Source organism: Mesorhizobium sp. M0862 (assembly GCF_040319795.1).
Lineage (GTDB): Bacteria > Pseudomonadota > Alphaproteobacteria > Rhizobiales > Rhizobiaceae > Mesorhizobium.
In genome coordinates this window covers 311,515-324,386 of record NZ_JAMYOJ010000003.1, presented here as the reverse complement: position 1 = coordinate 324,386, position 12,872 = coordinate 311,515, and the positions used below count along the sequence as shown (strand labels likewise).

General features: G+C 62.0%; 12 protein-coding genes and 1 other RNA gene. 7 read left to right on the top strand and 6 right to left on the bottom strand.

Annotated features, from left to right (window positions below):
• Positions 1-41: 41 nt before the first annotated feature.
• The 3 genes from NKI15_RS06550 to NKI15_RS06540 form a co-directional block, all read right to left on the bottom strand.
• Positions 42-1,910 (bottom strand): extracellular solute-binding protein, encoded by a 1,869-nt coding sequence (locus tag NKI15_RS06550; RefSeq protein WP_352514512.1) that lies wholly within the window; start codon positions 1,908-1,910, stop codon positions 42-44.
• Positions 1,910-3,787: an extracellular solute-binding protein gene (locus NKI15_RS06545; protein WP_352514513.1), complete on the bottom strand. Its 1,878-nt coding sequence runs from the start codon at positions 3,785-3,787 to the stop codon at positions 1,910-1,912. Before NKI15_RS06545 ends, NKI15_RS06550 begins: the two co-directional genes overlap by 1 nt.
• 151 nt (positions 3,788-3,938) lie before the next feature.
• Complete coding sequence (locus tag NKI15_RS06540; protein WP_023669512.1) at positions 3,939-4,604, bottom strand: c-type cytochrome; 666 nt, start codon at positions 4,602-4,604, stop codon at positions 3,939-3,941.
• Between the two features lie 193 nt (positions 4,605-4,797).
• Between NKI15_RS06540 and NKI15_RS06535 the strand changes: the two genes are divergently transcribed.
• The gene (locus NKI15_RS06535; protein WP_023712584.1) at positions 4,798-5,523 is read left to right on the top strand and encodes a 3-deoxy-manno-octulosonate cytidylyltransferase; all 726 of its coding nucleotides are present in this window, start codon (positions 4,798-4,800) and stop codon (positions 5,521-5,523) included.
• A 53-nt stretch (positions 5,524-5,576) separates the two neighbouring features.
• A complete protein-coding gene (locus NKI15_RS06530; protein ID WP_352514514.1) occupies positions 5,577-6,440 on the top strand; it encodes a prephenate dehydratase in 864 nt (287 codons plus the stop codon).
• A gap of 7 nt (positions 6,441-6,447) precedes the next feature.
• Here the strand turns inward: NKI15_RS06530 and NKI15_RS06525 are convergent, their stop codons facing one another.
• The 3 genes from NKI15_RS06525 to NKI15_RS06515 form a co-directional block, all read right to left on the bottom strand.
• Positions 6,448-6,753, bottom strand: coding sequence for a Dabb family protein (locus NKI15_RS06525; protein ID WP_023669515.1), 306 nt, complete (start codon positions 6,751-6,753; stop codon positions 6,448-6,450).
• 75 nt (positions 6,754-6,828) lie between these two features.
• Positions 6,829-7,770 carry an NAD(+) diphosphatase gene (nudC, locus tag NKI15_RS06520; protein WP_023715298.1) on the bottom strand — a complete coding sequence of 314 codons (942 nt, stop codon included), beginning with the start codon at positions 7,768-7,770 and terminating at the stop codon, positions 6,829-6,831.
• A 35-nt stretch (positions 7,771-7,805) separates the two neighbouring features.
• The gene (locus NKI15_RS06515; protein WP_023682032.1) at positions 7,806-8,225 is read right to left on the bottom strand and encodes an HIT domain-containing protein; all 420 of its coding nucleotides are present in this window, start codon (positions 8,223-8,225) and stop codon (positions 7,806-7,808) included.
• A 157-nt stretch (positions 8,226-8,382) separates the two neighbouring features.
• Between NKI15_RS06515 and ffs the strand changes: the two genes are divergently transcribed.
• The 5 genes from ffs (at position 8,383) to recR (ending at position 12,739) form a co-directional block, all read left to right on the top strand.
• Positions 8,383-8,479, top strand: an RNA gene (gene ffs / locus NKI15_RS06510) — signal recognition particle sRNA small type.
• Between the two features lie 204 nt (positions 8,480-8,683).
• Positions 8,684-10,495, top strand: coding sequence for a DNA polymerase III subunit gamma/tau (locus NKI15_RS06505; protein ID WP_352514515.1), 1,812 nt, complete (start codon positions 8,684-8,686; stop codon positions 10,493-10,495).
• 30 nt (positions 10,496-10,525) lie between these two features.
• Positions 10,526-10,849, top strand: a complete 324-nt coding sequence (locus NKI15_RS06500) for a YbaB/EbfC family nucleoid-associated protein (protein ID WP_352514516.1) — start codon at positions 10,526-10,528, stop codon at positions 10,847-10,849.
• Positions 10,850-11,067: 218 nt separating this feature from the next.
• The gene (locus NKI15_RS06495; RefSeq protein ID WP_023688761.1) at positions 11,068-12,036 is read left to right on the top strand and encodes a cell wall hydrolase; all 969 of its coding nucleotides are present in this window, start codon (positions 11,068-11,070) and stop codon (positions 12,034-12,036) included.
• Positions 12,037-12,133: 97 nt separating this feature from the next.
• The gene (gene recR, locus NKI15_RS06490) at positions 12,134-12,739 is read left to right on the top strand and encodes a recombination mediator RecR (protein WP_023692600.1); all 606 of its coding nucleotides are present in this window, start codon (positions 12,134-12,136) and stop codon (positions 12,737-12,739) included.
• Positions 12,740-12,872: the final 133 nt, after the last annotated feature.

Genomic DNA, 12,872 nt, shown 5'->3' with positions numbered 1-12,872 from the left:
ACCCTCCCCACGAGGGGGAGGGTAAAGTGCCGCGCAACAGCCTACCCTTTGCCAATTTTTGCCGCCTTGCCCTTGTCGACCCACCACAGCGCTTCGACCGGGAAGTCGAAATCGGGTTTCCGCTCGGGAAAACCGAACATGTCCCAATAGGCGCTTCGATGATTCGCCAGGAACCAACTTGGAATCCAATCCCTCCGTGCACGCAAGACCCGGTCGAGCGCGCGCATGGCAATTGTCAGGCTTTCGCGACCCTCGGCGGCACCTGCGGCGTCAACCAGGGCGTCGATGGCCGGGCTCGACGTTCCCGGCAGATTGCGAGAGCCCGATACGGTAGCTGCTCGCGAATGGAAAATGGTTTCGAGGTCATCACGGGTTGGCGTCGCCGGAAACGAGGCCGCGACCGAGACGAGGTCGTAGTCGAACGAATTCTGCCGCAGCTGATATTGCGCGGCATCCACCAGCCGGATCGAGGCATCGATGCCGACCGCCTTCATGTTTTCGACCCAGGGCGAGTAGACCTGTTCGAAGACTTCGTCGTCGACAAGAAACTCTGCGGACAACCGACCACCCTTGTCGTTCACGACGAAATTGCCGGACCGTTTCCAGCCGGCCTCGGCCAGAAGCTTGGCCGCCTTGCCAAGCAACTGCCGGTCGCGGCCGGAGCCGTTCGACGCGTCCTGGATCACGGCTTCGCCAAAAGCCTCGGCGGGAATCTGCTCACGCAGCGGCTCAAGAAGAGCCAATTCTTGTGGCGACGGTCTGCCCTCGGCGCGAAATTCGGATTTCTCGAAGCAGGATTGCGAGCGCTCATAGGAACCGTAGAAGAAATTGCGCCGCGTCCATTCGAAGTCGAAGCAGAGCCCGATCGCCTGCCGCACGCGCGAGTCGCGAAACTGCTCGCGCCGCTGGTTGACGGCGGTGCCCTGCATCGAAGGCACCGTTTCGGCCGGGAATTCGTGCTTCACCACCTTGCCGGCAGTGAAGGCTGGGAAGTCGTAGCCGGTCGCCCAGACGCGCGAGGTGAATTCCTCCCTGTAGAGGATTTCTCCCTTCTTGAACGCTTCGAAGGCAACGCTACGGTCCTGATAGAACTCAACGCGGATCCGCTGAAAATTGTTCTGGCCGCGATTGACCGGCAGGTCGTTGCCCCAATAATCAGCCACACGCTCATATTCGATCCAGGCCCCTGCCGACCAGCGACCGACCTTGTAGGCGGCTGACCCCAACGGCGGGTTCATCTGCGAGGAATTGAACGGGTTGGCCGTGTAGAACGCCTTCGACAGGACGGGGAACTCGACCACGTTGAGGATGGTGCGGCTTGTCTGCTTGCCGGAAAACCTAAGCTGCAGTGTGTGGGCATCCACGGCAATCGCGTCATCCAGATGCGTTAGCGGCAGGGAATAGTACGGGTGCCCCTTGTCCTTGAGCAGCTTGAAGGTGAAGGCGGCATCCTCTGCCGTCAATGGCGTGCTGTCATGGAAGCGGGCCTGCGGGCGCAGCGAGAAGGTGAAGTCGTTGCGGTCGTCGGAAATCGTCACGCCGTCAGCGATCAGCCCGTAAACGGCGTCAGGTTCGTCGTACGCTCTCACCATCAGTGAATCGAAGCACATCTCCGTACGCTGGGGCGAATCGCCTTTGGGAACGAACGAATTCAGCGTGTTGAAGGTCAGCGGCGTCTGGTTTGCAAGCCAGTTGCGCGGCAGGAAGTTGAAGATGCCACCTTGCGGCGCATCGACATTGACATAGTCGAAATGAGTGAAGTCCGGCTTGTATTTGAGGTCGCCGAAAGCCGACAGTCCATGCAGTTTCACGCCGGTTGGGCTGGCGGCGAAAGCCTTGCCCGGCAGCAGCGCAGCAACGGCCGCGGCGCCACTGAGGGCCAGGAAATCGCGGCGAGGGAGCCCCGCCATCAATTGCTGCCCTTGTACTTGGCGGCCAGGGCCTTTTCCTTGTCCGCATCGATCCACCAGGAATCGATATCGGCGCCACGGTAGCCGGGCTGCTTTTCCGGGATGCCGAACTTGTTCCAGTAAGCCAGCCACACAACGGCGCGATAGTATTGCGGCACCACATAGTAATTCCACAGCAGCACGCGATCGAGCGCATGGGTGGTGGCGACGAGGTCATCGCGATCCGTGGCAAAAATGATGCGGTCGACAAGGGCGTCAACGACCGGGTTCTTGATGCCGGAATAATTGCGCGATGCCGGTGTGTCGGCGGCCTTGGAGCTCCAGAAATCGCGCTGCTCGTTGCCGGGCGATTCCGACTGTTGGAGCTGTCCTGTGATGACGTCGTAATCGAAATTTCTGACGCGGTTGGTGTACTGGCTCGGGTCGACGATGCGCAGTGTCGCATCGACGCCGATCTTGCGCAGATTGGCGATCCAGGGGCTGGAAATGACCTGGTCGGTTTCATTCGAGCCTAGGATTTCAAACTTGAATGGCTCGCCGGTCTTGGCGTTGACCATCTTGCCGCCCTTGATCACCCAGCCGGCCTGGGCGAACAGGTCGACCGCCTGCTTCAGATATTTGCGCTCGGCCTGCGGCGAATCGTAGACCGGCAGCTTGAATTCCTGCGTGAACAGCTCCGGCGGCAGCTTGTCGCGGTACTTCTCCAGGATCTCCAGCTCCTTGCCTTGCGGCAGGCCGCTCGAGGCCAGTTCCGTGCCTTGGAAATAACTGTGGGTGCGGGTGTTGAAACCGAAGAACAGCGTGCGGTTCATCGATTCGAAATCGAAGGGATAGGTGAGCGCGGCCCTGACCAGACGATCGGCAAACAGCTTGTGTCTCTGGTTGAGCATGAAAGCCTGCATCGGCTCGGGCGAGGTGGTCTTGAACTCCTGCTTGATCACATCGCCGGCCTTGATCGCCGCGAAATCATAAAATGTCGCCCAGCGCTTCGAGCTGTTTTCCGGCTTGATATCGTCGAGGCCACCTTTCTTGAACGCCTCCCAGGAGGCGTTGTCGTCAAGAATGTAGGTGAAGTGCTGCGTGTCGAAATTCTCCCGGCCGATCTTCACAGCCAGCTTGGCGCCCCAATAGTCGGGGACACGCTGCCAGACGATTTCCGACCCCGCCTTGAAGCTGGCGATCTTGTATGCAGCCGAGCCCAGCGGCGGCTCCAGCGTCCCCTTGGTGATGTCGCGCTTCTTGCCATTGGCGTCGGTGCCTTCCCACCAATGCTTGGGCAGCACGACAAGGTCGCCGAGGATCTTGGGCAGTTCGCGATTGCCCTTCTGGTCGAAGTGGAACTCGACCTCACGGTCCGAGACAGCGACGGCGTCGGTGACGTTTTCGAAATAGCGGCTGTACATCGGGCTGTTGGCCTTCAGCACCTGGAACGACCAGATCACGTCGTCAGTGGTGATACGCTGTCCGTCATGCCATTTCGCCCGTGGGTCGAGCCGGTAGGTGGCCGAGGAATAGTCGGTAGGGTACTTGTAGGCATCGGCGATGAGCGGGTGGCTGACGCTGCCTTCGTCAGTCGCTTGATCCATGAGCGTGTCGTAGAGCAGGCCGCCGCCAAATGGCTGCAGGCCGGCCGCCGGCGATCCCTGAACGATATAGGGATTGAAGCTGTCGAACGTGCCGGAAACGACCGAATTGTAGGTACCGCCCTTCGGTGCATCCGGATTCACATAATCGTAGCGCTGGAAGTTCTCGCCATATTTGGACGGGCCGATCAGCGAAGAGGTGGTGTGCCATTCCTGGGGGAAGGCTGCCTGCAGGCCGCCTGCGAGGGCGCCCACAACCAGAAAGGACCTCAGAAGCGTTCGGCCAACCGTCATGCGTTCTCCTCGTCGCGATGCCCGGCAATCCTAAATGATTTGACGCCGGTGAAAACCGCCATGCGGCGGCTTTGTCGCCGCATATGCGATTTTCCTAACAAAAAGCCGGGCTGAACCCGGCTTTTTTGAGGTCATGGAGATGACAATTCGGTTATTTGGCGGGCGCCGGTGCCGGCGTCGCAGGGGCGGGAGCTGCACCTTCAGCCGGCTTGGCCGGAGCGGCACCCTCGGCCGGCTTGGCCGGCGCCGTTGCATCGGCGGCGGCACCTGGCGTCGGCAGCGGCTTCGGGCTATCCGACAGCGTGCGCAGATAGGCAATGACGTTGGCGCGGTCCTCGTCCTTCGGCAGGCCGGCAAAGCCCATCGCCGTGCCCTTCACGAATTTCTTCGGCGAGGTGATGAAGTGGTTGAGATTGTCATAGGTCCACTTCTCGGCGCCGCCCTTGGAAAACTCTTTCATGCCGGCCGAATAGGCAAAGCCCTCATGCTCGGCGACGGGGCGGTCGACGATGTCCCAGAGATCCGGGCCGACCTTGTTGGGGCCGCCTTTTTCGCCGGAATGGCAGGCCTGGCATTTCTTAAAGACGGCCGCACCTTGCTCGACATTGGCGGTGGCCAAAAGGTCGGCGATCGGCTTGGCCTCCGCCGCGGGTCCGGCGGCGCCGCCTTCGGCAGGCTCCGTCGCCTCGATGGCAAAGCCGGGTTTTTCCGGCGCGGGCGAGGCAAACAGGGCGTCGGACACCAAACCGACCGAGAAGACGACGAAACAGGTTCCAAGCAACCCGGCGAGCAGTTTGTTGACTTCGTTGGAATCCATACGCCCCAGGGCTCCCTTTTCCGGCGGACCTCTCCGTCCACTCCGTCCGTCGGTATCGTGACCCACCCCGTCGAGCCGGTCAAATCGGGCGGAAACTAGGTCTTTTGCTTGGGCGTTGCAACACCTATAAGGGCGCTTCCAGTGAGACCTTTTGCCACTTTCCCCATCCTCTTTCGAACGCCTTGCAACCTCGATGTCCACGCTCATCCTGATCCCGGCCCGCATGGCCTCGACGCGCCTGCCGGGCAAGCCGCTGGCCGACATAGCCGGCGCGCCGATGATCGTCCATGTCGCCCGCCGCGCCGCTGAGGCTGGGCTTGGCCGGGTGGTGGTGGCAACCGACACGCGCAACGTGGCCGAAGCGGTGCGCGCGCACGGTTTCGAGGCGGTGATGACGCGCACCGACCACGAATCCGGCTCCGACCGTATCTTCGAGGCGCTGACCGCGCTCGACCCCGATCGCAAGGTCGAAACCATCGTCAATGTGCAGGGCGACCTGCCGACCATCGATCCCAAGATCATCGGTGCGGCGCTGAAACCGTTCGAGGACGCTGCGGTCGACATCGCCACGCTCGGCGTCGAGATCGTCCGCGACGAGGAAAAGGCCAACCCCAACGTCGTCAAGATCGTCGGTTCGCCGTTGTCGGCGACGCGGCTGAAGGCGCTCTATTTCACCCGCGCCACCGCGCCCTGGGGCGAGGGGCCGCTCTATCACCATGTCGGCCTCTACGCCTATCGGCGCTCAGCCCTCGAACGCTTCGTCGCGCTAAAACCGTCGCCGCTCGAACGGCGCGAGCGGCTGGAGCAGTTGCGGGCGGTGGAGGCCGGTATGCGCATCGATGCCGAGATCGTGCAATCGCTGCCGCTCGGCGTCGACACGCCGGAAGACCTCGAACGCGCCAGACAAATTCTTTGCTGAGAAGACAAATCCTTTCCTGACACCGCAGATCCTTTCAAACCTGAGATATCGGCATGCCTGACAAGACCAACAGAATAGCCTTCCAGGGCGAACCGGGCGCCAATTCCGACACCGCCAGCCGCAACATGTTCCCTTCGATGGAGCCGTTGCCGTGCCCCACCTTCGAGGATGCCTTCAACGCGGTCGAGACCAACAAGGCCGACCTCGCCATGATCCCGATTGAAAACACCATCGCCGGCCGCGTCGCCGACATCCATCATCTCTTGCCGGAATCGAAACTCCACATCGTCGGCGAATATTTCCTGCCGATCCACTTCCAGCTGATGGTGCTGCCAGGCGTCAAACGCGAAGAGATCAAGACCGTGCACAGCCATATCCATGCGCTGGGACAGTGCCGCAAATACATCCGCAAGAACGGTTGGAAGCCGGTGATCGCCGGCGACACGGCGGGCTCTGCGAAGCTGGTCTCGGAGCTCAAGGACCGCACCATGGCCTCGCTCGCCCCGGCGCTAGCCGCAGAACTCTACGGCCTCGACATCATCGAGAAGAACGTCGAGGACACGGATTCGAATGTCACCCGCTTTGTCGTGCTGACCAAGGACAAGCGATTGGCCGAACGGCCCTCGGCCGACACCAAGATGATGACGACCTTCATGTTCCGTGTCCGCAACGTGCCGGCTGCGCTCTACAAGGCAATGGGCGGTTTCGCCACCAACGGCGTCAACATGACGAAGCTGGAGAGCTATCAGTTGGGCGCCTTCACCGCGACGCTGTTCTACGCCGATATCGAGGGCCATCCCGACGACCCACTGGTCAAGCTGGCGCTGGACGAACTGCGCTTCTTCTCGCGCGAAGTGCGCATTCTGGGTGTCTATCCCGCCAGCGAGTCGCGCGAGCAGTGGAAGGTCTCGGACTAAGGTTCCTCTAAACCAGCAGGGTCAGCGGCACATAGTCGATTTCCATGAAGGTTTCGACTTCCGGGATCCAGCGGTCGCGCACGAAGGCAACGTGGTCGGGATGCTCGTTATATCTGGTGTAGGCGGCCTGATCGACGAACTCCATCGAGAAGCCGAAGTGATAGTCGTTCTTCGGGCTGACTTGCCGCAGCGGCTCGAAATGGGTGACGCCCTTGATTGCGCTGAGAATGCGCTTGGCATCGGAGAGGAACCGCTTTTCCTCCAGCGAGTACTGCGGGTGCTTCAGGGTGAAAACCACGGTGTGACGGATCATTTTTTGCTCCCGTTAAGCAATTCCAGGAAAAGTGTGAAGCGGTTTTCCGTCCGGAATTGCGTAAAATAACAAGTCTTATTCGCTGTCGACCCAGGCGCGGATCAGATGATGCGCGATCGCGCCTTTCGGCGGCGTGACCAGATTGTCCTTGTGCGTCCTCTCCAGCATGGAACGCACCTCGTCGCGAAAAAACCAGCGGCAATCTTCCAACTCGTTGAGATCGGCCTGGATGTCGTCATTGAGCGGTTCGCCGAAACAGCCGATCATCAGCGAATAGGGGAACGGCCAGGGTTGGCTGGCATGGTAGACGACGCGGCCGAGCCGGATGCCGGCTTCCTCCAGCGTTTCGCGGCGCACCGCCGCCTCGATCGTCTCGCCCGGCTCGATGAAGCCGGCAAGCGCCGAGTACATGCCGGGCCCGAAATGTCGGCCGCGGCCGAGCAGGCATTTTTCCCGCGTCGCCGTCAGCATAATCGCCACCGGATCGGTGCGTGGAAAGTGCTCGGTGCCGCAATTTGGGCAATGGCGCTTGTAGCCGCCGGCCCGCATTTGCGATTCATGGCCGCATTTGCTGCAGAAGCGATGGGTGGCATGCCAGGCAAGCAGGGCGGCGCCTTGCGCCAGCGCGCCCGCTGCCGCCTCGTCGATCAGCCCCTGAATATAGACCGAGCGATAATCGATCGCCTTCATGGTCTCCGGTAGCTGTTCGGGATCGAGGCCGACCGGCACGGCAAGTACCGGGCCGCTCTCGGCAAAGCCAAGCAGCACGCCTTGTGCGAGTGATGGCTGCAGCTTCTGGCTCTCAGCCAGATCGAACCAAGGGTCGAAGCTGCCATCGTGCAATTTCAGATACAGCCGTCCGCCATGCATCGGCAGAAGACGTGCCGAGGGATCGGCCAACGCCCTTTCGACGGAATCGTCGGCGCGGTTCTCGGATTGCCGATCAATCGTGTTTCCGGCGAAGCCGACGAACTGGCTCGGTTCGCGCAAGGGCGCGTCAAAGAGGCGAAAGGTCATGGAAGCTCGAACGTCTAGGAATGGACACAGGCGGCTTATAGCGCCGCCTTGATCTGTTGCGCAAACTGGCGGATGCCTGAACGCTCATAGGGCTCGCGCATGCCGTGCCCCCACACCGGCCCCGGCCAGCCCGGATCGCCTTCCGAGCGGGCGATGACGTGGACATGCAATTGCCGAACGATGTTGCCGAGCGCGCCGGTGTTGATCTTGGTGCAGCCCGTGGTTCTTTTCAGCGCCTGCGCCACCATGTTGGTCTCGAAGGTCAACATCGCCTGGTCGAGCGGCGTCATGTCGTGGATTTCTTCGGCCCCCGGCCGCTGCGGCACCAGGACCAGCCATGGCCAGCGGCTATCGTTCATCACCCTGAGCTCGCACAGGCCGAGCCACATCAGCTGCTCGCTATCCGCCTCCAGCCTGGAGTCGAGCGTGAATCCGGCCTTGAGGCCCGGTAGCATTGGCGTTTCCCTTGCGCTTCTCGCATTATTCCCAAACTCATGACGCTAGAGCGGCTGCACGGGGGCTGCAAGCGATTCATTGAGCGGCGGAGTTCAAGGGCATCCGATTCTCAATGCACCCTTGCATTTGATTGCTGAATTGCCGATATGGAACGCGGGAGGTTGGTGGTGGACGATCCACTCGCCAACCGGGTCAGGTCCGGAAGGAAGCAGCCCTAACGAGCCCGGAACGGGTCATTGTTCCAGCCTCCCACCTCATCGGCCCCTCTCGCGACATTGACGACGCATTGCAGCGCGGGCGAGACTATTGGAGCAATTCCAGGGAAAGTGTGAGCGGTTTCCCGTCCGGAATTGCGTTAAAGCAAAGGGTAGAGCGGTTTGCCGTTTCAGAAAACGGTGAAACGATCTAGCAGGAATCGGCTACGCTGAGACGCGGCCTTTTGGAGCTTTACGGGCGAATGAGCGAAGCCGGAAATTCGGACCCCGAAAACCTGGAGAAGCAAAAGGCCGTCGCCTATCGCGTGCTGGCGCGCAAATATCGTCCGTCGAATTTCTCCGAACTGATCGGCCAGGAGCCGATGGTCCGCACTTTGACCAACGCTTTCTCCACAGGCCGCATCGCCCAGGCCTGGATGCTGACCGGCGTGCGCGGCGTCGGTAAGACCACGACGGCGCGCATCCTGGCACGGGCGCTCAACTACAAGACGCCGACGGTCGATCATCCCTCGGTCGACCTCGCCTTCCTGGGCGAGCACTGCCAGGCGATCATGGAAGGCCGCCATGTCGACGTCATCGAGATGGACGCCGCGTCGCATACCGGCATCGACGACATCAGGGACATTATCGAGCGCGTGCGCTATGCCCCGGTGTCGGCGCGCTACAAAGTCTACATCATCGACGAAGTGCACATGCTCTCCACCCAGGCCTTCAACGGCCTGTTGAAGACGCTGGAAGAGCCGCCGCCGCACGTCAAATTCATCTTTGCCACCACCGAAATCCGCAAAGTGCCGATCACCGTGCTGTCGCGCTGCCAGCGTTTCGACCTGAGACGCATCGATGCCGGCGCACTGGTCGCGCACCTCTCCTCGATTGCCGGCAAGGAAGGCATATCGGTCGACGACGACGCGCTGGCGATGATCGCGCGCGCCGCCGAAGGCTCGGCCCGCGATTCGCTCTCCATCCTCGACCAGGCGATCGCCCATGGCGGCGGCGCCGTCAGCGCCGAAGCGGTGCGCGCCATGCTGGGTCTCGCCGACCGCGCCCGCATCGTCGACCTGTTCGAACATGTCATGAAGGGCGATGTGGCGGCCGCCCTTGCCGAATTCCGCAACCAGTACGACACCGGCGCCGATCCGACTGCCGTGCTGACCGATCTGGCCGAATTCAACCACCTCGTCACCCGGCTGCGCTTCGTGCCGACGGCTGCCGACGACGCTTCCCTGTCCGAGGATGAGCGCCGCCGCGGCGCCGACTTCGCCAGCACGCTGTCGGTCAAGGTTCTGTCGCGAACCTGGCAGATGCTCTTGAAAGGCATTCCCGAGGTGCAGTCGTCCAACCGACCGGTCAGCGCCGGCGAGATGGTGCTGATCCGGCTGGCGCATGCCGCCGACCTGCCGACGCTGGACGAGGCGCTGAAATCTCTGGAGAGCGGCGCTCCGGCGTCCGGTGGTGTTTCACGCCCGAATGGTGCGCCGGTAAATGCCGGCAATGGCGGCGGCGCCAGCGCGGTAGCGCAGACCCGGATGCCGTCCGGGCCAGCCGGTGCGCAAACCATGCGATTGGTCGACGCGCCCCCGGTCGCCTTTGTCGCGCCTCCGCAGCCGGTCGTGGAGCCGCAATCGCCGCCGCTGAAATCGCTGGCCGATATTGTCGCTCTTGCCGACGCGCAGCGTGACATCGCCTTCAAGGTGCTGGTCAAGAGCTGTATTCGCCTGGTGCGCATCGAACCCGGCCGTATCGACGTCGGCCTGACCGCTGATGCGCCCAAGATGCTGCTCAACGACTTGACGACGAAGCTGCGGGCCTGGACCGGCCGCAACTGGCTGGTGTCGCTGTCGAAGGAACAGGGCGGCCAGACGTTGGCCGAGATGGAATCGACCAGGCGCGAGACTGCTTTCTCCGATGCGAAAAGTGATCCGGCGGTGGCCGCCATCCTCGCGCGCTTTCCCGGCGCCAAGATCATCGACGTGCGCATTCCCGACGCGCCGGAAGTCGACACCGACAAGGCCGAAGTGCCGGTCGAGCCGCCGTCCGACGACGACGAAACCTGACCACAGTACGAATCCGCAAAGGACCCGACCATGAAAGATCTTCTCGGCCTGATGGGCAAGGCGAAGGAAATGCAGGCCAAGTTTCAGGCCATGCAGGACGAGATCGCCACGCTTGAAGCAAGCGGGCAGGCCGGCGGCGGCCTGGTCAGCGTCACGCTGACCGGCAAGTTCGAGATGAAGTCGCTGAAGATCGATCCCTCGCTGTTCAAGGAGGACGAGGTCGAGATTCTCGAAGACCTACTGCTGGCCGCTCACAATGACGCCAAAAATAAGGTCGAGCAGATTATGCAGGAGAAGACCAAGGCGCTGACGGCAGGCTTGCCGATCCCGCCCGGAATGAAATTGCCGTTCTGAGCCGGCTCCAAGCAGTTAATTGATTATGAAGGGAAATCGGCTGCGGAGGCTGTTGTTAAGACTTTCTCCGGCTTTGCTCACGCGGACATATCCGGGCATTTATAAAGTTTTACCTATGCTGCACGAAAGCTAATCCTTTAGCCATCTTTTTGCCTTTAAGAGTCTCATTCTTGCCACATCTCGGGGCGGGGTGGCATCTGGACAATGAGGCATTTTTGTTGATCGCGACGCGATGGAAGACGCCGCTTCTGCTCGGCATCATCTTCTCCCCTATGTTCCTGGCCGGTTGCAGCCAGACCACGTCTTCGCACGGCCTGTCGGTCGCCAGCCTGACCGACGCCATCACGCCCAGCTTCCTTTCGACGCGCGCCTACCGCAACACGCCGAAGGAGAAGGAATGCCTGGAGCGGGCGATGTTCTTCGAGTCCAACCGCTCGAGCCGTGACGGCATGATCGCCGTCGGCACGGTGGTGATGAACCGGCTGCGCTCCGGCAATCATGGCAGCACCATTTGCCAAGTGGTTGGCGAACCGGGCCAGTTCGCGCCCGGCGTGATGACGCGGGCGATGAATTCGAAAGCGATGCCCGATGTCGAGGAGGCCGCCGATGCGGTGCTGAAGGGCGAGCGCAAGGCCAAGCTGAAGAACACGATGTACTTCCACACCGCCGGCCTGAGGTTCCCCTACAAGAACATGCATTACACCATGGTTGCCGGCGGCAACGCCTTCTACGAGAAGCGCGGCCGCAACTGGCAGCCGCTGCCGGATGAATCCACGACCATGGTTGCCTCGGGGACGCCGCGCGCGCCTGTGCCTGAAGCGCCGGTGCAGGTTGCCTACGCCGAGCCGGTGGTGAAGACCATTGTCCGTCCAGATCCTGCCAAGCAGGCCGCGGCGGTTCGCGCAGCCAAGGCGACACGTGCCCCGGCCGAGCAGACCTATGTGACGGCTTTCGCGGCGCCCGCCAAGAGCGCCCGCGTCGCCGCCAAGCAGACGGAGGTGGCGATGCAGGAGCCGATGGCCGAGCCGGATGCCTCGCGTTTCGGCGGCACGCTGAACGCCCGCTACATCACCTCGGTTCCATCGGCGACGCAGGAAGCGTCGATGGGCTTCCAGTCGACGCCTGAGAACACCGACGCTATCGGCGCAATGATCGTCGATCAAACCCGGCCGCTCTCAGCCTACTGACGCCCAGAACATTTTCCGAGCCCGCCATGGCAGCATGGCGGGCTCGGTGCGTATGCGGCATGTTTCAAAGCGCGCGGAAAAATCCTAGATCAGTGCGATGTCGAAGCGAATCGCCGGTCCCGAGATCGAACGCCTGATCCAGCTCCTGGCCAAGGTGCCGGGGCTAGGGCCTCGTTCGGCCAGGCGTGCGGCACTGCACCTCATCAAGAAGAAGGAGCAGCTTTTGTCGCCGCTCGCCGCCGCCATGGCTGAAGCCGCCGACAAGGTGCGCATCTGCACGACCTGCGGCAACGTCGATACCTCCGACCCTTGCATGATCTGCACCGATCCGCGCCGCGATGCCTCGACGCTGATCGTCGTCGAGGATGTCTCCGACCTCTGGGCGCTGGAGCGGGCGGCGGCCATGAATGTGCGCTACCATGTGCTCGGCGGCACGCTGTCGCCGCTCGACGGCATCGGCCCCGACCAGCTCAATGTCCGCTCGCTGGTCGACCGCGTCGCCGGCGGCGAGGTGAAGGAGGTGATCCTCGCCGTCAACGCCACGGTCGAGGGCCAGACGACGGCGCATTATCTCACCGACCAGCTCTCGGGTTTCAAGATCAAGGTCACCAGGCTTGCACATGGCGTGCCGGTCGGCGGCGAACTCGACTATCTGGATGAGGGGACGCTGGCGGCGGCCTTGCGCTCGCGGACGGCGTTTTGACGCAATTGGCGGGCAGGATGTGCGACATGAAAGCTTCGCATTCTTCGAGGTTTGCGCCAAACACCCCCCTCTGTCCTGCCGGACATCTCCCCCTCAAGGGGGGAGATTGGCTGTCGCTTCGGTTTTCGCCTAC

Bases quoted from the DNA above. Each gene is read 5' to 3' on its own strand.
- NKI15_RS06550 (WP_352514512.1), bottom strand. From the start codon at position 1,910: ATGGCGGGGCTCCCTCGCCGCGATTTCCTGGCCCTCAGTGGCGCCGCG.
- NKI15_RS06545 (WP_352514513.1), bottom strand. From the start codon at position 3,787: ATGACGGTTGGCCGAACGCTTCTGAGGTCCTTTCTGGTTGTGGGCGCC.
- NKI15_RS06540 (WP_023669512.1), bottom strand. From the start codon at position 4,604: ATGGATTCCAACGAAGTCAACAAACTGCTCGCCGGGTTGCTTGGAACC.
- NKI15_RS06535 (WP_023712584.1), top strand. From the start codon at position 4,798: ATGTCCACGCTCATCCTGATCCCGGCCCGCATGGCCTCGACGCGCCTG.
- NKI15_RS06530 (WP_352514514.1), top strand. From the start codon at position 5,577: ATGCCTGACAAGACCAACAGAATAGCCTTCCAGGGCGAACCGGGCGCC.
- NKI15_RS06525 (WP_023669515.1), bottom strand. From the start codon at position 6,753: ATGATCCGTCACACCGTGGTTTTCACCCTGAAGCACCCGCAGTACTCG.
- nudC (WP_023715298.1), bottom strand. From the start codon at position 7,770: ATGACCTTTCGCCTCTTTGACGCGCCCTTGCGCGAACCGAGCCAGTTC.
- NKI15_RS06515 (WP_023682032.1), bottom strand. From the start codon at position 8,225: ATGCTACCGGGCCTCAAGGCCGGATTCACGCTCGACTCCAGGCTGGAG.
- NKI15_RS06505 (WP_352514515.1), top strand. From the start codon at position 8,684: ATGAGCGAAGCCGGAAATTCGGACCCCGAAAACCTGGAGAAGCAAAAG.
- NKI15_RS06500 (WP_352514516.1), top strand. From the start codon at position 10,526: ATGAAAGATCTTCTCGGCCTGATGGGCAAGGCGAAGGAAATGCAGGCC.
- recR (WP_023692600.1), top strand. From the start codon at position 12,134: ATGTCGAAGCGAATCGCCGGTCCCGAGATCGAACGCCTGATCCAGCTC.